At 64.5% G+C, this 1,601-nt stretch carries 1 protein-coding gene; it reads left to right on the top strand.

Annotated elements, in window-relative coordinates; translation table 11 throughout:
* Positions 1 to 1,601, top strand: a 1,601-nt coding sequence (locus tag QMZ05_RS40800; protein ID WP_353705885.1) for a response regulator, incomplete at both ends; no start/stop codon positions are given.

Genomic DNA, 1,601 nt, shown 5'->3' on the forward strand with positions numbered 1-1,601 from the left:
GACCTCGAAGTACAAATCCGAATTCCTCGCCAACATGTCGCACGAGTTGCGGACACCGCTGAACTCGATCCTGATCCTGGGCCAGCAACTCACGGAAAATCCCGACGGCAATCTGACCGGCAAGCAGGTGGAGTTCGCGCGCACCATTCACGGTGCCGGCACCGACCTGTTGAACCTGATCAGCGACATCCTCGATCTGTCCAAGATCGAATCCGGCACGGTGACGGTCGACGCCGAGGAAATTCTCACCTCGAGCCTGCTCGAGACCGTCGGGCGGCCGTTCCGGCACGAGGCGGAGAACCGGCATCTCTCCTTCAGCATCGATGTCGACACCAACCTCGCGCGCAGCATGGTCACCGACTCCAAGCGGCTGCAGCAGGTGCTGAAGAACCTGCTCTCGAACGCGTTCAAGTTCACCGCGGACGGCGGCGTCAGCCTGACCGTGTCGGCCGCGCTCGGCGGCTGGAGCGCCGAGCATCCGATCCTGAACGCCGCGCCCGCCGTCGTTGCGTTCGAGGTGTCGGATACCGGCATCGGCATTCCCCAGGACAAGCAGAAGCTGATCTTCGAGGCGTTTCAGCAGGCCGATGCCGGCACCAGCCGCAAATACGGCGGCACTGGTCTTGGTCTTGCCATCAGCCGTGAGCTGGCGAGCCTGCTCGGCGGCGAGATCCATCTGCGCAGCGCGCCCGGCAAGGGCTCGACTTTCATCCTCTATCTGCCGCTGAAATATGCCGGACCGTCCGTGGCGTTACGCCCGCAGGCACCGCTGCCGATGCCGCACACGCCGGCGCCGTCGTTGCAGGCGACAGGCGCGCAGGAGCGCGTGATCGAGCAACTGCCGGATGACCGGCACGAGCTCGAGCCCGGCGACACCATCCTGCTGATCGTCGAGGACGACCCACATTACGCGCGCGTGCTGATCGACCTCGCCCGCGACAAGGGATTCAAGGTGCTGGTCGCGAGCCGTGGCGCCGAGGCGCTCGATCTCGCCAAGCAATTCCAGCCGAGCGCGGTCTCGCTCGACGTCTTCCTGCCCGACATGCTGGGCTGGACCGTGCTGAGCCAGCTCAAGCACAACCCGCTGACCCGGCACATTCCGGTCCAGATCATCACGCTCGACGAGGACCGGCAACATGCGCTGGCGCGCGGCGCCTTCTCCTTCGTCAACAAGCCGACGACGACCGAAGGCGTCAGCGCGGCGCTGTCGCAGATCAAGGAATATGCCAGGCCGCGTCGCAAACGCCTCTTGATCGTCGAGGACAATGCGGCGGAGCAGCTCAGCATCACCGAGTTGCTCGGGCACGAGGATATCGAGATCGTGACCAGCGGCACCGGGGCAGGGGCGCTCTCGACGCTCCGCGAAAATCCGTGCGACTGCGTCGTGCTCGATCTGCGCCTGCCCGACATGAGCGGTTTCGAGGTGCTGGATCAGATCCGCAAGGACGAGACGCTCTCCAATATTCCCGTTGTGGTGTTTACTGGCCGGGAACTGTCGGCCGAGGAGGACGCGGAACTGCACACGATGGCGCGCAGCATCGTCGTCAAGGGTGTGGAGTCGCCGGAGCGTCTGCTCGACGAAACGTCACTATTCCTGCACC

This window comes from Bradyrhizobium sp. INPA03-11B (assembly GCF_040446015.1).
Classification (GTDB): domain Bacteria; phylum Pseudomonadota; class Alphaproteobacteria; order Rhizobiales; family Xanthobacteraceae; genus Bradyrhizobium; species Bradyrhizobium macuxiense_A.